Source organism: Streptomyces sp. SLBN-31, from assembly GCF_006715395.1.
Classification (GTDB): Bacteria; Actinomycetota; Actinomycetes; order Streptomycetales; family Streptomycetaceae; genus Streptomyces.
Genome location: NZ_VFNC01000002.1, coordinates 3466218 through 3480505, shown reverse-complemented (window position 1 = coordinate 3480505; position 14288 = coordinate 3466218). Strand labels below are relative to the sequence as shown.

The 14288-nt window shown below is 70.8% G+C and carries 11 protein-coding genes; 7 read left to right on the top strand and 4 right to left on the bottom strand.

What is annotated here, in order from left to right; all coding sequences use genetic code 11:
* Window positions 1-18: 18 nt before the first annotated feature.
* On the bottom strand, window positions 19-219 hold the full coding sequence (locus FBY22_RS35750) for an AlpA family transcriptional regulator (protein ID WP_058925190.1): 201 nt from the start codon (window positions 217-219) through the stop codon (window positions 19-21).
* A 275-nt stretch (window positions 220-494) separates the two neighbouring features.
* Window positions 495-1412 (bottom strand): sugar phosphate isomerase/epimerase, encoded by a 918-nt coding sequence (locus FBY22_RS35745; protein WP_142152102.1) that lies wholly within the window; start codon window positions 1410-1412, stop codon window positions 495-497.
* Window positions 1413-1537: 125 nt separating this feature from the next.
* On the opposite strand from FBY22_RS35745, the gene iolC reads away from it, so the two are divergent.
* The 7 genes from iolC (at window position 1538) to FBY22_RS35710 (ending at window position 9627) form a co-directional block, all read left to right on the top strand.
* Window positions 1538-2488, top strand: a complete 951-nt coding sequence (iolC, locus tag FBY22_RS35740; RefSeq protein ID WP_142152101.1) for a 5-dehydro-2-deoxygluconokinase — start codon at window positions 1538-1540, stop codon at window positions 2486-2488.
* A 41-nt stretch (window positions 2489-2529) separates the two neighbouring features.
* Entirely contained in the window at window positions 2530-3441 is a 912-nt protein-coding gene (locus tag FBY22_RS35735) for a deoxyribose-phosphate aldolase (protein WP_142152630.1), read from the top strand.
* A gap of 7 nt (window positions 3442-3448) precedes the next feature.
* Window positions 3449-4264 (top strand): 5-deoxy-glucuronate isomerase, encoded by an 816-nt coding sequence (gene iolB, locus FBY22_RS35730; RefSeq protein WP_142152100.1) that lies wholly within the window; start codon window positions 3449-3451, stop codon window positions 4262-4264.
* A complete protein-coding gene (iolD, locus tag FBY22_RS35725; protein ID WP_142152099.1) occupies window positions 4261-6153 on the top strand; it encodes a 3D-(3,5/4)-trihydroxycyclohexane-1,2-dione acylhydrolase (decyclizing) in 1893 nt (630 codons plus the stop codon). The genes iolB and iolD overlap by 4 nt, the downstream gene beginning before the upstream one ends.
* 14 nt (window positions 6154-6167) lie before the next feature.
* Window positions 6168-7670: a CoA-acylating methylmalonate-semialdehyde dehydrogenase gene (gene mmsA / locus FBY22_RS35720; protein ID WP_142152098.1), complete on the top strand. Its 1503-nt coding sequence runs from the start codon at window positions 6168-6170 to the stop codon at window positions 7668-7670.
* Between the two features lie 242 nt (window positions 7671-7912).
* Window positions 7913-9313, top strand: coding sequence for an APC family permease (locus FBY22_RS35715; RefSeq protein ID WP_142152097.1), 1401 nt, complete (start codon window positions 7913-7915; stop codon window positions 9311-9313).
* Between the two features lie 113 nt (window positions 9314-9426).
* On the top strand, window positions 9427-9627 hold the full coding sequence (locus FBY22_RS35710) for a hypothetical protein (RefSeq protein ID WP_142152096.1): 201 nt from the start codon (window positions 9427-9429) through the stop codon (window positions 9625-9627).
* A 555-nt stretch (window positions 9628-10182) separates the two neighbouring features.
* Here the strand turns inward: FBY22_RS35710 and FBY22_RS35705 are convergent.
* Both FBY22_RS35705 and FBY22_RS35700 read right to left on the bottom strand, forming a co-directional pair.
* On the bottom strand, window positions 10183-10965 hold the full coding sequence (locus tag FBY22_RS35705; protein ID WP_260845272.1) for a leucyl/phenylalanyl-tRNA--protein transferase: 783 nt from the start codon (window positions 10963-10965) through the stop codon (window positions 10183-10185).
* Window positions 10962-14255, bottom strand: coding sequence for an amino acid adenylation domain-containing protein (locus FBY22_RS35700; protein ID WP_142152094.1), 3294 nt, complete (start codon window positions 14253-14255; stop codon window positions 10962-10964). The genes FBY22_RS35705 and FBY22_RS35700 overlap by 4 nt, the downstream gene beginning before the upstream one ends.
* Window positions 14256-14288: the final 33 nt, after the last annotated feature.

The window sequence follows — 14288 nt, the reverse complement described above, 5'->3', positions numbered from 1 at the left end:
ACCGGGCCCGCCCGCGGCTCACTCGTCCCTGCGGCCCCGGTTGCCGGGCCGGGAGGCCACCCACGCCCGCACCGTGTCGGCGTACCAGAAGGGTTTGCCGCCCTCGACGTGGTCGGGCGGCGGCAGCAGCCCGTGCTTGCGGTAGGAGCGCACGGTGTCCGGCTGCACCCGGATGTGCGCGGCGATCTCCTTGTAGGACCACAACCGTCGGTCTGACACGAGTCGCACCTCCCTGCGCGCACCGCGGGGGCGGCCGGGGAGGGCCGTCGGGGAGCCGGGCGCTGCGCTGGCGATCACAAAGCCTGCGCCCGGTGAACGACGTGGCAGGAAAGCCGGTCAGGGTCTGTGCGCCGGGTGTGACCCAAGACCCGCGTACCCGCGACATGTGTGACACGACAGAGGCGTTCGTGACAGGAGTGGTGCACGGGCGTATGCGGGCGCTTCGGCGCGGTGCGTTGACATCGACCGGAGGGCGGCCCCCGGTGCGACAGGGCTCAGGCCCCGCAGGACCTCAGGAACGCCCGGGTCCGCTGGGCGATGGGCAGCGGCTTGTCCGGCTCGCAGGGGTACATGTCCTGCTCGACGATCGCGAACAGGTCCACGTCCAGCCGCTGGGCCGCCTCCAGCACGGGCCCCAGCTCGGGCACTCCGGCCGGCGGCTCGCACATCACGCCCTGCGCCACGGCCGGACCGAACGGCGTCCCCTTGGCCCGCACGTCCGCCAGGATCTCCGGGTCCACCTGCTTCAGGTGCAGGTACCCGATCCGCTCGCCGTAGGTCTCGATCAGCTTGACGCTGTCGCCGCCGCAGTAGGCGTAGTGCCCGGTGTCCAGGCACAGCGAGACCAGGGACGAGTCGGTGCCGTCCAGGAACCGGACGACGTTCTCCTCGCTGTCGATGTGCGTGTCCGCGTGGGGGTGCACGACGATCTGCAGGCCGTACTCCTCCCGCACCCGCTGCCCCAGCCGCTCGGTCAGTGAGGTCAGGTTGCCCCACTGCTCGGGGGTCAGCTCGGAGGACTCCAGCACCTCGCCGGTCTTGTCGTCCCGCCAGAAGGACGGGATCACGACCAGGTGCCTCGCGCCCATGGCCTGCGCGAGGACCGCGTTGTCGGCCACGTGCGCCCAGGTCTTGTCCCAGACGGCCTCGCCGTGGTGCAGCCCGGTGAAGACGGTGCCCGCGGAGACCTTCAGCCCCCGCCGGTCCACCTCCTCGGTGAGCACCGCGGGGTCGGTCGGCAGGTACCCGTACGGGCCCAGCTCGATCCACTCGTAGCCGGACTGGGCGACCTCGTCGAGGAACCGCTGCCAGGGCACCTGGCGGGGGTCGTCGGGGAACCACACACCCCACGAGTCGGGAGCCGACCCGATCCGGATGCGGGACAGTGAGGACTGGGAGGACAACGGCGTCATGCCCGTCAGCTTCAGCGGCCCGAGTAAGCGCTGTCAAGGTCTCGTCCGAATGTCTGGACAAAACATTGACAGGGTCGCTCGGACAGGGCTACAAACGCGGGGAGAGCCGTGACGAAGGGATGCCGATGGCGTACGACCTGATCACCATGGGGCGGATCGGAGTGGACCTGTATCCACTGCAGACCGGCGTCCCGCTGCCGCAGGTGACGAGCTTCGGCAAGTTCCTCGGCGGCTCGGCGACGAACGTCGCGGTGGCCGCCGCCCGCCTCGGCCGCAGGACCGCGGTGATCACCCGCACCGGCGACGACCCCTTCGGCACCTACCTCCATCAAGCGCTGCGGGACTTCGGCGTCGACGACCGCTGGGTCACCCCCGTGCCGGGCCTGCCCACGCCGGTCACCTTCTGCGAGGTCTTCCCGCCCGACGACTTCCCGCTGTACTTCTACCGGCGGCCCAAGGCCCCCGACCTGGAGATCGACGCCCACGACCTGGACCTCGACGCCATCCGCGAGGCCCGCGTCTTCTGGGTCACCGGCACCGGCCTGAGCGAGGAACCCAGCCGTACGGCGACGCTGGCGGCGCTCGCCCACCGCGCCAAGGCCGGCACCACCGTCTTCGACCTCGACTGGCGCCCCATGTTCTGGGCGGACCCGGCCTCGGCCCGCCCCTTCTACAAGGAGGCCCTGCGCCACACCACCGTCGCGGTCGGCAACCTCGACGAGGTGGAGGTCGCCACCGGTGTCCGCGAACCCCGGGCGGCCGCCGAGGCGCTGCTGGACGCGGGCGTGGAACTCGCGGTCGTCAAGCAGGGCCCCAAGGGCGTCCTCGCCGTCGACAGCAAGGGCGACTCGGCCGAGGTGCCCCCGCTCCCGGTGAACGTCCTCAACGGCCTCGGCGCCGGCGACGCGTTCGGCGGCTCCCTCTGCGACGGCCTGCTGGCGGGCCGGGACCTGGAGACCATCATGCGGCGCGCCAACGCGGCCGGGGCGATCGTCGCCTCCCGGCTGGAGTGCTCGTCGGCCATGCCGACGGCGGACGAGATCGAGGCCGCCCTCACCGCCGGAGCGGTGCTGTGAGGGCCGGCCGGGTCCGCGGGACCGAGGGCGAGGCGACGGACGTGGGCGCGACCGGCGCGGCGGCGGCCGTGCGCAGCGTCGACGTCGGCGAACTGGTCCGGCTGCGCGCCCAGCGCCCCGAGGCGATCGCCGAGGCCGCCGCCCGCCGCACCCGCCGCCCGCTGCTGAACGACTCCGGCCGGCTGATGATCGTCGCAGCCGACCACCCGGCCCGCGGCGCGCTCGGCGTCGGCGACCGCGCCTTCGCCATGGCCAACCGCGCCGACCTGCTCGAACGCCTCTGCCTTGCGCTGTCCCGCCCCGGCGTCGACGGCGTCCTCGCGACCGCCGACATCCTCGACGACCTGCTGCTCCTCGGCGCCCTGGACGGCAAGGTCGTCATGGGCTCCATGAACCGCGGCGGACTGCAGGGCGCCAGTTTCGAACTCGACGACCGCTTCACCGGCCACCGCGCCGAGGACATCGAGCGGCTCGGCTTCGACGCCGGCAAGCTGCTGCTGCGCATCGACTACTCCGACCCGGGCTCCCTGACCACCCTGGAGTCCACCGCCCGCGCCGTCGACGACATGGCGGCGCGCCGGCTGCCCGTGTTCGTCGAGCCGTTCATCAGCCGCCGCACGGACGAGGGCCGGCTCAGGAACGACCTGTCCGCCGAGGCGGTCACCAGGTCCATCGCCATCGCCTCCGGGCTCGGCGGCACCTCGGCCTACACCTGGCTGAAACTGCCGGTCACCGAGAACCCCGACGACATGGCCGAGGTCATGCAGACCTCCACCCTCCCGGCCGTGCTGCTGGGCGGCGAGGTCGGCGACGACCAGGACGGCGCGTACGAGAAGTGGCGCGGCGCCCTGCAACTGCCCACCGTGCGCGGCCTGGTGGTCGGCCGCTCACTGCTGTACCCGGCGGACGGCGATGTGGCCGCCGCCGTGGACACCGCCGTAGGACTGCTGTGAGGGCCGCATGAGCAGCAAGGAGCTGTACGTTCCGCGGGGCGCCACCGCCGACGCCGATCACGTGCTCGACATCGGCCCCGAGCGGGCAGGCTGGGAGTACAGCAGTCTGCGCGTCGTCGAACTGGCGCCGGGGCAGACACACACGTTCGCCACCGGCGACAGCGAGTGGATCGTGCTTCCGCTGGAAGGCGGATGTACCGTGCGAACGGCTGACGAACAGTTCCAACTCCTGGGCAGGGGAAGCGTTTTCGCGTCGGTCACCGACTTCGCGTACGTTCCCCGTGACGCCCGGGCCCAGATCGCCTCCGGCGCGGGAGGCCGCTTCGCCCTGGCAGGAGCGAAGTGCGAGCGACGACTCCCCGCCCGCTACGGCCCCGCGCCGGAGGTCCCCGTCGAACAGCGCGGCAGCGGCAACCGGTTGCGGCACGTCCGTAACTTCGCCTCCGCCGACGCCTTCGACTGCGACAAGCTCATCGCCGTCGAGGTGATCACCCCCGGCGGCAACTGGTCCTCGTACCCGCCGCACAAGCACGACGAGCACCGGCCGGGCGTCGAAGCGGAGTTGGAGGAGATCTACTACTTCGAGATCGACGGCCCGAACGGATTCGGCTATCAGCGCGTATCTCCCTCCCGTGAGGGCGGATCCGACGTCCTCGCCGAGGTCCGCTCCGGCGACGCCGTCCTCGTCCCCGACGGATGGCACGGCCCGTCCATCGCCCAGCCCGGCCACGACATGTACTACCTCAACGTCATGGCGGGGCCGGGCGGGACACGGGAGTGGCGGATCTGCTTCCACCCGGACCACACGGAGGGTTACCGATGACTCCGACCACCTCGACGACGAGGCTGACGGTCGCCCAGGCGCTGGTGCGCTTCCTGTCCGCGCAGTACACCCGGCGCGACGGCGTACGACAGCGGCTGATCGGCGCGACCTGGGGCATCTTCGGCCACGGAAACGTGGCCGGCATCGGCCAGGCGCTCGTCGAGTACGCGGACCACATGCCGTACCACCAGGGCCGCAACGAACAGGCCATGGTGCACGCGGCCGTCGGCTACGCCCGCCAGTCGGGCCGGCTGTCCACCCACGCGGTGACGACCTCCATCGGCCCGGGCGCCACCAACCTGGTCACCGGCGCCGCCCTGGCCACGATCAACCACCTCCCGGTCCTGCTCCTGCCCGGCGACGTCTTCGCCGGCCGCCCCGCCGACCCGGTGCTGCAACAGCTCGAAGTCCCGTACGCGGGCGATGTGTCGGTCAACGACTGCCTGCGCCCGGTGTCGAAGTACTTCGACCGGATCACCCGCCCCGAGGCGCTGATCCCGTCGGCCCTGAACGCCATGCGCGTCCTGACCGACCCGGTCGAGACCGGCGCCGTGACCCTTGCCCTCCCGCAGGACGTCCAGGCCGAGGCCTACGACTGGCCCGAGGAGTTCTTCGCCGAGCGCACCTGGGTCGTACGGCGCCCGGGCGCCGATCCCACCGAGCTCGCCGAGGCCGTGACCGCGATCAGGAACGCGCGCAGGCCGCTGGTGATCGCCGGCGGCGGCGTCCACCACAGCCGCGCCGAGGCGGCACTCGCCGAGTTCGCCGAGACCACCGGCATACCGGTCGCCTCCACCCAGGCAGGCAAGGGCTCCCTGCGCCACGACCACCCCCAGGACGTCGGCGGGATCGGCCACACCGGCACCGCCACCGCGGACGAACTCGCCCGCACCGCCGACCTGGTGATCGGCGTCGGCACCCGCTACACCGACTTCACCACGGCCTCCGGCACCCTCTTCACCGGCGAGGGCGTCCGCTTCCTCAACCTCAACATCGCGCCCTTCGACGGCCACAAGCTCGCCGGCCTGCCGCTGATCGCGGACGCCCGTTCGGGCCTGCAGGAGCTGACCGCCGCGCTTGAGATGCACGGCCACCGGGTCGCCGCCTCCTACGTCGCCGAGTACACCGAGGACAAGGAGCGCTGGGAGCAGCGCGTCGACGCCTGCTACGAGGCCGACGAGCCGGACGTACGGCCGACCCAGCCGCAGGTGCTGGGCGCGCTGGACGCGATCGTCGACGAATCGGACATCGTCATCAACGCGGCCGGCTCCCTCCCCGGCGACCTGCACAAACTGTGGCGGGCCCGCTCGAGCGACCAGTACCACCTGGAGTACGGCTACTCCTGCATGGGCTACGAGATCCCGGCCGCGATCGGCGTGAAAATGGCGGCGCCCGAGCGTCCCGTCTGGGCCCTGGTCGGCGACGGCACCTACCTGATGATGCCGACGGAGATCGTGACGGCCGTGCAGGAAGGCGTGGCGATCAAGGTCCTGCTGATCCAGAACCACGGCTACGCCTCCATCGGCGGTCTGTCCGAGTCGGTCGGCGGCGAGCGCTTCGGCACGGCCTACCGCTTCCGGTCCGACGACGGCACCTGCACGGGCGCCCCGCTGCCCGTCGACCTCGCCGCCAACGCGGCCAGCCTGGGCATGCGCGTGCTGCGCGCCAAGACCGTGAGCGACCTGCGGGACGCGCTCGCCGAGGCCCGGGCCGCCGACACTCCCACATGTGTCTACGTCGAGACCGAAACGGCAGACACAGTGTCGGGCGCGCCCCCGGCGCAGGCCTGGTGGGATGTTCCTGTGGCCGAGACCGCGACCCGGCCGTCGGCGGTCAAGGCACGTGAGCTGTACGAACGGCACGTCTCCACCCGACGCCGCCATCTGTGAAGGAGTATCTGGGCATGACGAAGATCGTCAACCACTGGATCGGCGGCAAGTCCGCCGAGGGCACGTCGGGGAACTACGGTCCGGTCACCGACCCGGCGACCGGCGCCGTAACGACGAAGGTCGCGTTCGCGTCGGTCGACGAGGTGGACGCGGCGGTCGCCGCCGCCAAGGACGCCTACCTGTCCTGGGGCCAGTCCTCGCTGGCCAGGCGCACCGAGATCCTCTTCCGTTTCCGGGCGCTCCTGGACGCCAACCGGGACGCGATCGCCGAGCTGATCACCGCCGAGCACGGCAAGGTCCACTCCGACGCGCTCGGCGAGGTCGCCCGCGGCCTGGAGATCGTCGACCTCGCGTGCGGTATCAACGTCCAGCTCAAGGGCGAACTGTCGACGCAGGTCGCCAGCCGCGTGGACGTCTCCTCGATCCGCCAGCCGCTGGGCGTGGTCGCCGGCATCACGCCGTTCAACTTCCCCGCGATGGTGCCGATGTGGATGTTCCCCATCGCCATCGCCTGCGGCAACACCTTCGTGCTCAAGCCGAGCGAGAAGGACCCGTCGGCCTCCGTCAAGATCGCCGAGCTGCTGGCCGAGGCCGGCCTGCCCGACGGCGTCTTCAACGTCGTCCACGGCGACAAGGTGGCCGTCGACCGCCTCCTGGAGCACCCGGACGTCAAGGCCGTCTCCTTCGTCGGCTCGACCCCCATCGCCCGCTACATCCACACCACCGCCTCCGCCAACGGCAAGCGCGTCCAGGCCCTGGGCGGCGCCAAGAACCACATGCTGGTCCTGCCGGACGCCGACCTCGACGCCGCCGCCGACGCCGCCGTCTCCGCCGCCTACGGCTCCGCGGGCGAGCGCTGCATGGCCATCTCCGCGGTCGTCGCGGTCGGCTCCGTCGGCGACGAGCTCGTCGGGAAGATCCGCGAGCGCGCCGAGAAGATCAAGATCGGCCCGGGCAACGACCCGGCCTCCGAGATGGGCCCGCTGATCACCAAGGTCCACCGCGACAAGGTGGCCTCCTACGTCGCCGGTGCCGCCGCCGAGGGCTGCGAGGTCGTCCTGGACGGCACCGGCCACACCGTGGACGGCTTCGAGGACGGCCACTGGATCGGCATCTCCCTGCTGGACAAGGTGCCCACCTCGGCGAAGGCGTACCAGGACGAGATCTTCGGCCCGGTGCTGTGCGTCCTGCGCGTGGACACCTACGACGAGGGCGTGGCCCTCATCAACAATTCGCCGTTCGGCAACGGCACCGCGATCTTCACCCGGGACGGCGGCGCCGCCCGCCGCTTCCAGCTGGAGATCGAGGCCGGCATGGTCGGCGTGAACGTCCCGATCCCGGTCCCCGTCGGCTACCACTCCTTCGGTGGCTGGAAGGACTCCCTCTTCGGCGACCACCACATCTACGGCAACGACGGCACGCACTTCTACACCCGCGGCAAGGTCGTCACCACCCGCTGGCCCGACCCGGCCGACGCCCCCGCCGGCGTCGACCTCGGCTTCCCGCGCAACCACTGACCGAGGCACCCGGGGCCGTCCGCACTGCGGACGGCCCCATTTTTTTGTGCGAGCGCGCTGCGGTTCCCGTACGGGTGAAAATCGAAGAAATAGGGGAGTGGAGTGACGTATACGGGATCGAAAGGCCTTCCGATCTACGGATTCCGTAGGTAAACGGGTATTGACGGGCTGGTTTTCGTCGGGGTTCCATGCAGCAACCCCAGCCGCCGGAGGAATCCGCACCAGCCGATCGGAACCGCTTCATGACCGATACGCTCCGCCCTGTCGACACCGCCGTCCCAGAGGCAACGGACAGCAACCCCAAGGCGCTCAAACGCTCCATCGGGATCGTCGGCGGAACCCTCCTCACCCTCTCCTGCGTCACCCCCGCCTCCACCCTCTTCGTGGTCGTCCCCGACCTGTTCGGGACCCTCGGCACCGCCACCGCCCTGACGATCGCCATCGGCTCCCTCCTCTGTATCGCCGTGGCGTTCTGCTACTCCGAGCTGGGCACCCTCATCCCCAGCGCGGGCGGCGAGTACGCGATGGTCTCGACGATGGCCGGCCGACTCGCGGGCTGGCTGGTCTTCGTCCTGTCGCTGCTGGTGGTCATGATCGTCCCGCCGGTGATCGCCATGGGCACCGCGGACTACCTCGCCCCGGTCGTCCACCTAGACCCGTCGATCGCGGGGGCCGGCGTGATGCTGCTGGCCACCCTCGCCGGTCTGCTCGACCTGCGCGCCAACGCCTGGATCACCGGCGTCTTCCTGGTCCTGGAGGTCATCGCGGCGGCCGTCGTGGCGGTCCTGGGCTTCGCCCACAGCGAGCGCGGTGTGGACAGCCTGATGTCGATGCAGGTGGCCGACGCGCACGGCCACCCGGACACCGTCACGGCGATGCTGGTCGTCTCGGGCCTGGCGATCGCCCTCTTCGTCACCCAGGGCTTCTCGACCGCGGTCTACCTCTCCGAGGAACTGGAGCACCCGCGCCGCAACGTCGCCCGCACGGTCCTCGCCACCCTCGCCATCTCGACGGTGATCATCCTGGTCCCGGTCGCGGCCATCACCATGGGCGCGTCGAACATCTCCGAACTGAGCGGCGGCGACATCAGCTCCATGGTCACCGCCTGGTCGAACTCCGCCGTCGGCACCTTCGTCAGCCTCTGCGTCGCCCTCGCGATCATCAACGCGGGCATCGTCATGGTCATCCAGAACTCGCGGGTCCTCTTCGCCTCGGCCCGCGACAAGGCCTGGCCCACCCCGGTCAACACCGCCTTCGCCCGGCTCGGCCGCTTCGGCTCCCCCTGGGTCGCCACGCTCGCCGTCGGCGTCCCCGGTGCCCTGCTCTGCTTCGTCAACCTCGACACCCTGTACGGCGTCACGGGTGTCTCGGTGACCGGCATGTACCTCCTGGTCGCGGTGGCCGCCCTGCTCTCCCGCCGAGGCTCCCACAAGCACACCCCGGCCTGGCGGATGCCCCTGTGGCCCGCGATGCCGGTCCTCCTCATCGCGGTCCTGGCCTACATCCTCACCCAGCAGGAGACGACCTACCTGCTCTGGACGGGCGGCATCACCGCGGCCGCGACCCTGTACTGGGCCCTGTACCTCCGCCCCCGCAAGGACACGAGGTGGCTGGTGTCGATCCCGGAGGACGCCCGGGCATAGCTTTTCCTACCGCACCCGGTGTACGGACCGGGCGGACCGTACGTCCATGGGATGGCCGGAGGTTCACCCCGGGATCTGCCCCCTTTGCCGGCGGTGTCCTTTTCGGTTGACGCATGGATCTTCTACTGCCCCGCCCGCGAGGGCTGCTGCGGAGGCCCCGACGGCTGCCGGCCGCCGGGGTCGCCGTCGTCGTACTCGCGGGCGCGGGAACGTGGACGGCTGTCGCCTCGGACAGCAAGCCCCTGGTGCACGAGACCGACCGCATCATGGCGATCGACGGTGTCCGCGATCGGATGGCGGGGCGTCTGCACTGACTGGTTCCGTCCGACGGCATCGGCACCCTGTTCGCTTCCGCGGCTGTGAAACCGGCCCCGCGGCAGGCGCTTGACGTCGGCGTCCGCGCATCACCGTGCGCTTCTGGGAGCGGGCACCATCTCGTCGCGACTCACGAGGGGTGGTTTGGCGACACGTTCCCACAGGACCGGAGGCGGAACGCAGATCGAGCGTCGGTGCCGCCCGGTCGGTGAACTCGCGGATACCAGGGCGGTCCATCGCGCGTCCCAGGTGCCCGGGACCATCTGGCCGCGGGCCCGCCACTCGCTGACCAGGGCGGCGTAGATGGGTGGGTCTTCCTGGGCCGCCCGGGGCCGCTCTCGGTACGGCGGCTGTTCTTCCCACTCGAAGAAGAGACATTCGGTGGTGACGGTGTAATCCATGCATCGGCAACGCGCCGTCGTATGCCGGTGGTACGCCTGTACACGGGCATCGCCCGTATTGGATGAGATTGCATCCCCCGTTCGGGGCCATGCGGCTATCGGACAAAGCGCCGCGCCGCGCCGCGCCGTGCCGCTCGACGAAGACGGTCAGCGTCATTCCGTCGGCTGGACGAGGCGGCGAGCCGGCAAGGTGGCCGTGGACATCGGGAGGCTGTCGCGCCCCGTACCGCGCAGGTTTCGCACGTACTGCTGTCGCGGTACGAGAATGCCGCCCAGGTCGCGGACGTGCGGGCTGTCCCGCTGTGCGTCGAGCAGTACACCGCCGGCCTGTGCAAAGCGCGCCGCGAGGTCGGCCACCGCGACCTTCGAGGCATCGGAACGGTGGAAGAACATCGAGTCCATGCTGAAGACCGTCCCGATCTGGATGCCGAAGACGCCGCCGATCAGCTCGCCGTCCTCCCACACCTCGACGCTGTGAGCATGCCCCAGATCGTGCAGGCGGACCAGGCCATCGATCAGCTCGTCGGTGAGCCACAGGGGGGCGCGGCCGGCCCGGCACTCGCGGACGACCCGCTCGAAGCTCCGGTCCAGGCTGGTCGACCACGGCAGCCGGTTGCGCAGCCGTCGGGCGAGGCTGCGACCGAGGTGAGTGGCCGAGACGGGCAGCAGTGGCCTGGGGTCGGGAGACCACCAGGAGACGGCGTAGGGATCGGCCGAATCCGCCCCCACGAGCCGGATACGGCCCGCCTGGACCTGATCGTCGAACAGCGCCTCGTTGAGCGCGCGGGTGTATTCGTCGGCCGCCGGGAACGGATAGGCCCCGGCGCGGTAGGCCGCCAGGAGGGCGGTGGGACTGAGGTCGGCGGAGAAGGCCACCGGACCCTCGGGCGCTGCCTCCAGCATGTCCAGTGCCTCCCAGTCAGCGCATCGGCTCACCACCGTGGCGCTCCGCGTTCTCGCCTCTGCACCGGCTGGAGGTCGTCGTGTTGGAGGAAGTCGACGTGGCGGTCCAGCATCTCCGCGTCCACCGGAGGAATGTAGATGCCGGCGTCCTTCAGCTCCCGTTCCGCGTTGTCGCGGGTGAACTTCGGGAAGACGTCATGGAAGTACATCTCGCTCACGGTCATGTCGGCGTGCGCGCAGCGGTCGACGAAGAGCGGGACGAACGCGGTCATCGGGTCGGTGGGGTGCCCCGCCGCGTACCTCACCAGCATGGCGATCCAGTCGGCATACGGGATCTCCTGGATCGGGTAACCCCGTCCGCGCAGGCGCTCGGCGAGCGAGGCCAGCAGCGTGGGACGGGGGTTGGTGAGGTGGTAGACCTCGCCGCGCGCGGGATGCCGGGTGGAGATGTGTCCGATGGCGCGGGCGAGGCAGTCGGCCGGCAGGAAGTCCAGCGGCAGCTGGATGTCGGGACACAGCCCGGTTCGCGCGATGAAGTCGATGAGGGCGGCCATCTCGCTTCCGGTGTTCATCACGCCGGTACCGCTGCTGCCCGTGATGTCCATCAAGCGGTAGACGGTGACCGGCAGGCCCGCATCGGAGGCCTTCTTGAGCAGCACCTCGCCCACCCATTTGGTCTCCACGTATCCCACCGACAGGTATTCCGGGAAGCGCAACGGCGTGCTCTCCGTCACCTCGCGCACCCCAGCCGGCCCGAAGCCGGCGAGCACGGCCATGCTGGAGGTGAAATGGACGGGGACTGCCCGGCGGGCGGCGAGGCGGATGATCTCGTATGTGCCGTCGACATTGGACGCGCGCAAGTCGTGGTACGGGTAGATGAAGTTGACCTGGCCGCCGAAGTGGTAGACAGCGTCGATGGTCGCTGCCAGCTCCTCGAACCGGTCCGCAGACAGCCCCAGTCGGGGCTTGGCCAGGTCGCCGACGACCGCCTGGACGCGCGGGCTGGACAGGTCGCTGAGGACGTACCGCTGGTGGCTCGCGCGGATCCTCTTCATTCCTTCCTGCTCGTCGGAGGCCCTGACCAGGCAAAGGACCCGTCCCGTCGTCGTGCGCAGCAGTTCGTCGATCATGTATGCGCCGCAGAACCCCGTCGCCCCCGTGAGGAGCACGTCCCCGGGGTGCTGAGGATGCGGAGTCGGCGCGTCGCTGCCGACCGCCAAAACGGGCCGATCGGTCTCGGCCGCGAAGTCGACACTCCCGCCGTCCGGGTGCGCCAGCGTGCCGGCGCGCGCCTGGCGCACCGACTCGGCGAACGCTGCGAGCATCGGTTGCCGTAGCAGTGACCGGGTCAGGTCGCGGATCTGTGTGACGCCGATTCCGAAGATGACGCGGGTCCGGGCGAGCATCTCCATGGCCAGCAGTGAGTTGCCGCCCAGTTCGAAGAAGTCGTCGTGCGGACGGACGTAGTCCACACCCAGGATCTGACACCACAACTGGGCCATTCCCTGCGGCACCGGACGCTCGCTGGTCTCGATGTCCGCGGCGGCTGCGGTCGCCGCGGTTCCGGGTTCCGGCACGGCCCTGCGGTCGAGCTTTCCGCTGGGCGCGACGGGCAGCCGTTCCATCAGGCGGAAGGCTGTCGGGATCATGTATCCCGGCAGGACCTCGGCGAGTGCCGACCGCAGCCGTGCGGGCAGCGTCGTCTCGCAGCCGGCCGACGCCGAGGCCGGGGTGTAGTACGCGATGAGCTCCGGCTCGCCGTGGTCGCGCGCCCGGGCCACCACCATCGCCTGGCCGATCTCGGGGCGGGAGACGAGCGCGGCCTCGATCTCGGCCGGGTCGACCCGGAACCCGCGGATCTTCATCTGGTCGTCGACCCGGCCCAGGATTTCCAGGTTGCCGTCCGAGCGCATGCGGCCCAGGTCCCCGGTCCTGTACATCCGGTCGCCCGGCGCGGAGCCGTGCGGGTCGGGGAGGAACTGCTGTGCGGTCAGGGCGGGTTGCCGCCAGACACCGCGCGCCAGCCCCGGGCCGCCGAGGTAGATCTCGGCGCGCTCGCCCAGCCGCACAGGGTGCAGTTCGGCGTCGAGCAGATGGATGTGAGTCCCCTCCAGGGGCCTGCCGACCGGGGCGACTGCGCTGTCCGGCGCCGCGAGCACCTCCTCGTTCAGTTCGCAGAGCGTGGAGGTGATGGTGGTCTCGGTGAGCCCGTAGGCGTTGACGAGCCGCACGCCGGGGATCCGGCGCAGAACGGCGCGGCAGTCCTTCGCGGTGACGATCTCGCCGCCGACGATGGCGAGCCTCAGCGACGCGAGGCTCTCGCCACGGTCCGCCACGGAGACGGTCTGCTGCCAGTAGGCGGGGGTGAGGTCGGCGACGCTGATCCCGTACTCCGGGAAGCGGTGCAGCAGTTCGGTGGGCGCCCACGTCCGGGTGCCCGCGAGGACCAGCGTCGCGCCGCTGATGAGCGTGGCGAAGATCTGCTCCAGGGAGGTGTCGAAGCCGAGCGCCGCGGCGTGCAGCACCCGGTCGCCGGGCCTCAGTTGGTATGCCCGGGCCACCGCCGTGAGGGAGTGGGCAAGCGACCGGTGGGTGATCATCACACCTTTGGGAGGGCCGGTGGATCCGGAGGTGTAGATCACGTAGGCGAGGTCGTCCGGGCGGGAACCGTGTGCCGTTCGGGTTCCCCGCGGCGGGGTACGCGTGGCCGGTTCCCCGGCGGCCCCGGGATCGAGGATCCGGGCCTCGCAGCCGGCGAACATCGGGGCATGCTCGTGGCTCGAGACGATGAGACGCGAACCGGTCTCCTCCACCAGCCCGACGATCCGTTGCCGCGGAGTCGCCGGGTCGAGGGGCAGGAACGCGCCGCCGGAGCTCAGCACCGCCAGCAGCGCGACGATCAGCTCGGGCACGCGGTCGAGGCACACGGTGACGACGGACTCCGCCTCGACGCCGGACTCCCGCAGTTCGTGGGCCAGTCGGTCGGCGCGGTCGGTCAGTTCGAGGTAGGTGAGCCGACCCTCGTCCGAGAGCACGGCGAGATCGGACGGGGCCTGTCGCGCCCGCTCCCGGACCAGCTCGGGCACCGTAGCCGGCCCGGATCCCGGGGGCTGCCGCCCGGTGCGGGCGCTTTCGGGCCGCATGTCGGTCCACAGGCGCTCGACCAGGCGCGCACATCTCGCGGTGGACGCCGGTCCGGTGATCTGGCACCATCCGGCCGGAATACGACGCCCGGCGGGCCAGATCGCGTACTGGTCCTCGTCGTTGCGCAGCACGAGGCACAGCTCAGCCAGCTCTGCCGACGGGTCCTCAGGTTTCAACACCTTGCGTCTCCTGCCTCGCGCGGCGTTCTGCTG